Annotated in this window: 3 protein-coding genes; all 3 read right to left on the bottom strand. The window is 62.0% G+C overall.

What is annotated here, in order from left to right; genetic code table 11:
- Positions 1 to 50: 50 nt before the first annotated feature.
- Positions 51 to 842 carry an FAD binding domain-containing protein gene (locus ACR0C5_RS19655; protein ID WP_480878625.1) on the bottom strand — a complete coding sequence of 264 codons (792 nt, stop codon included), beginning with the start codon at positions 840 to 842 and terminating at the stop codon, positions 51 to 53.
- 103 nt (positions 843 to 945) lie between these two features.
- Positions 946 to 3,306 (bottom strand): xanthine dehydrogenase family protein molybdopterin-binding subunit, encoded by a 2,361-nt coding sequence (locus ACR0C5_RS19650; RefSeq protein ID WP_170769602.1) that lies wholly within the window; start codon positions 3,304 to 3,306, stop codon positions 946 to 948.
- Between the two features lie 54 nt (positions 3,307 to 3,360).
- Positions 3,361 to 3,834, bottom strand: a 474-nt coding sequence (locus ACR0C5_RS19645; protein WP_170791789.1) for a (2Fe-2S)-binding protein, incomplete at its 5' end; no start/stop codon positions are given.

Raw genomic sequence — 3,834 nt, 5'->3', positions numbered from 1 at the left:
AAAAAGCCCCGCTTTTGTTGCGGGGCTTTTGGGTTCGTTTTTCTAGGCGGTTACGCGCAGGCTTGTACGGCGCGTTTGGTCATGACGCTGACCAGATGCGCGCGGTAGTCTTTGCTGCCATGCAGATCGCCGATCATGTTCATCGGGTTCACCTTGAGACCCATCAGCGCGTCGGCGCGGAACTCTTTTGTCAGGGCTTCCTCGGCCTCAGACCAGCGGAACACGCCGTCCTCGCTGGCACCGGTCACGGCCACGCGGACACTATCCGCAAACCGCGCCAGATAGACACCCACCAACGCAAAGCGCGAGGCCGGCTGCAGGAACTTCTGATAGCTCGCCGCCTGCGGCACCGGGAAGCGGATGGATGTGATGATCTCACCCTCGTCCAGTGCCGTGGTGAACATGCCCTGAAAGAAATCATCCGCTGCGATCTGCCGCGCATTGGTCACAACGGTCGCGCCCGAGCCCAACACCCCCGCCGGATAACAGGCCGCCGGGTCATTGTTGGCCACCGAACCACCAATGGTGCCGCGATTGCGCACTGCCGGATCCCCGATTTGCCCCGCCAATGCTGCCAGCGCCGGATAGCTTGCCGCCGCCTCGCGCGCCACCGTGGCGTGGGTCGTCGCCCCACCGATAGCGACCGAGCCATCATCCTCGATGCAAACCCCCTGCATCTCGGCAATCCCGCTCAGCGACACCAGCGCCGAGGGCGCCGCCAACCGCTGCTTCAACGTCGGGATCAGCGTCTGACCACCCCCCAGCGCCTGCGCATCCTCAGCCCCCAACGCAGCCACCGCATCGGCGATGCTCGAGGGCTTCTCAAACTCGAAATTATACATTCCGCTTTTCCTTTCCAAAATCAGGACACGGCACGCCCCGCCCTTCTTCTGTTCAAAAATACCTCGGGGGTCCGGGGGCTGGCCCCCGGTCCACCCTCTCAACTCAGCTGTTCATCGCCGCCCAGACGCGCGACGGGCTGACCGGCATGTCGATGTGATCCACCGCTTTGCCGCCCGAGTTCATCGCATCCAGAACCGCATTGACCACAGCCGGCGGCGAGCCAATGGCCCCAGCCTCACCACAGCCCTTCACACCCAGCGGGTTATGCGTGCATGGCGTCTGGCTGGAATGATCCACGCCGTAGAAGGGCACATCATCGGCGCGCGGCATGGCGTAATCCATGAAGGACGCGCTCAGCAGCTGGCCATTCTCGTCATAGGCGCAGTTCTCCAGCAGAGCCTGACCGATACCCTGACCGATACCGCCATGCACCTGACCATCCACGATCATCGGGTTGACGATATTGCCAAAGTCATCGGCGGCGGTGAAGGCCTCGATGCTGACCTTGCCGGTCTCGGGGTCCAGTTCGACCTCGCAGGCATAGGCGCCCGAGGGGAAGGTAAAGTTGGCCGGGTCGTAAAACGCGGTCTCCTCCAGCCCCGGCTCGACCTCCAGCGGGTAGTTATGCGGCACATAGGCCGTCAGGGTCACATCGCCCCAGGCCACCGATTTATCGGTGCCCGCCACGCTGAACTGACCATCCTTCAGCTCAATATCAGCCTCCGACGCCTCCAGCAGGTGAGCGGCGATCTTCTTGGCCTTGTCGATCACCTTCTCGGTGGCCTTGACCATGGCCGAGCCACAGACCGCCAGCGAACGCGAGCCATAGGTGCCCATCCCAAACGGGATCTTCGAGGTGTCGCCATGCACGATCTCGACCATCGACTCGTCGATGCCGATCATGTCGGCCACGACCTGCGGAAAGGCGGTCTCATGCCCTTGTCCATGGCTGTGTGCGCCGACCATGACGCTGATCGAGCCGGTGGCGTTCACCCGCACGGTCGCCGCGTCATACAGACCCGCGCGCGCGCCCAGCATGCCCACGATGTTCGACGGCGCTATGCCGCAGGCCTCGATATAGCAGTTGATCCCAAGGCCCCGCAGCTTGCCCTTGGCCTCGCTTTCCGCGCGCCGCGCGGCAAAGCCGGCCAGATCGGCGGCGGCCTCCAGCTTGTCCATGGTCCCGTTGTAATCGCCAGTGTCATAGGTCAGCGCCACCGGCGTGTCATAGGGGAACTGGGTGATGAAGTTCTGACGGCGCAGCGCAATGGGATCGACCCCCAACTCGCGCGCGGCTTTGTCGACGACGCGCTCCAGCTGATAGGTCGCCTCGGGCCGGCCCGCGCCGCGATACGCATCCACCGGCACCGTGTTGGTGAACATCGCCTTCACGTTCACCTGAATGACCGGCGTCTTGTAATTGCCTGCCATCAGCGTGCCGTGCAGCCATGTGGGCACGGAACTTGAGAAGGTCGACAGATAGGCGCCAAGGTTCGCAAAGGTGTTGGTGCGCAGACCGACAAAGTTATTGTCCGCATCCAGCGCCAGTTCGATCGTGCTGACATGGTCGCGGCCATGGGCATCGGACATGAATGCCTCGGACCGGCTGGCCGACCATTTGACGGGACGGTTGCAGGCCTTGGCGGCGAAGGTCACAAACGCCTCTTCCGCATAGTGGAAGATCTTGGTGCCAAAACCACCGCCCACATCCGGAGCCACCACGCGCACCTTATGCTCCGGCAGGCCCAGAACGAAGGCGCACATCAGCAGGCGGATCACATGCGGGTTCTGCGAAGTGGTATAGAGCGTATAGTCCTCGGTCCCGCGGCTGTATTCCGCCACCGCCACGCGCGGCTCCATTGGGTTGGCAACCAGACGGTTGTTCACCAGATCCAGCGTGGTCACATGGGCCGCATTGGCAAAGACCTCATTGACCTTAGCGTCATCCGCCTCACCCAGCTGCCAGTCATAGCAGATGTTGTTCTTCAGATCGTCATGGACCAGCGTCGCGCCCTCTTGGGCGGCGGCTTTCATGTCGATCACGGCGGGCAGTTCTTCGATATCGAGATCGATCGCCTCGGCCGCGTCGCGCGCCTGTTCCAGGCTGTCAGCCACCACGGCCGCGATGGGATCGCCCACATGACGCACTTTACCTTGCGCCAGAATGGGGTGCGCCGGTTCCTGCATGGGCGCACCGTGCTTGTCGGTCACCTCCCAGCCGCAGGGGATGCCGCCCACCCCTTCGAAATCCTTGCCGGTAAACACTTTGACCACACCAGGCATGGCCTCAGCGGCCGAGGTGTCGATGCTGGTGATCCGGCCATGCGCGATATCCGAGCGCAGGAAATACACATAGGCCTGTCCGGCCACGTTGATGTCGTCGGTATAATTGCCCGCTCCGGTCAGAAAGCGCACGTCCTCGCGCCGCTTGGAACTGGCTCCGATGCCACTGTCTTTGGGCATTGCTTGATCTCCTCCCTGGAAAAGAATTTTCGACGAAAATTCTTGCCCGCCGCCCTATTCGGCAGCGATGTTGCTCACGTCCTGACCCGATGCGGCCATGATCGCCTTGACGATGTTATGATAGCCCGTGCACCGGCACAGGTTGCCTTCCAGATAATGCCGGATCTCGGCCTCGGTCGGACGCGGATTGTCCTTCAGCAAGGCCGCCGCACTCATCACCATCCCCGGCGTGCAGAACCCGCACTGAAGACCGTGATGATCCTGAAACGCCTGCTGGATCACGTTCAAAGACCCATCCGCAGTCGCCTGACCTTCAATCGTGCCAACATCAGACCCGTCCGCCTCAAGCGCAAGCATGTTGCAAGACTTCACAGCCTGACCATCAACATGCACAACACACGCACCACATTGCGCCGTGTCACACCCAACATGCGTCCCCGTCATCCCTAAATGATCACGCAAAAAGCCAGACAATAACGTCCGTCCCTCAACTTCACCGCTCACAGCTACGCCGTTCACAGTCATCGA

Source organism: Ruegeria sp. N8 (assembly GCF_056531325.1).
This window is presented reverse-complemented; position numbering and strand designations above follow the sequence as displayed.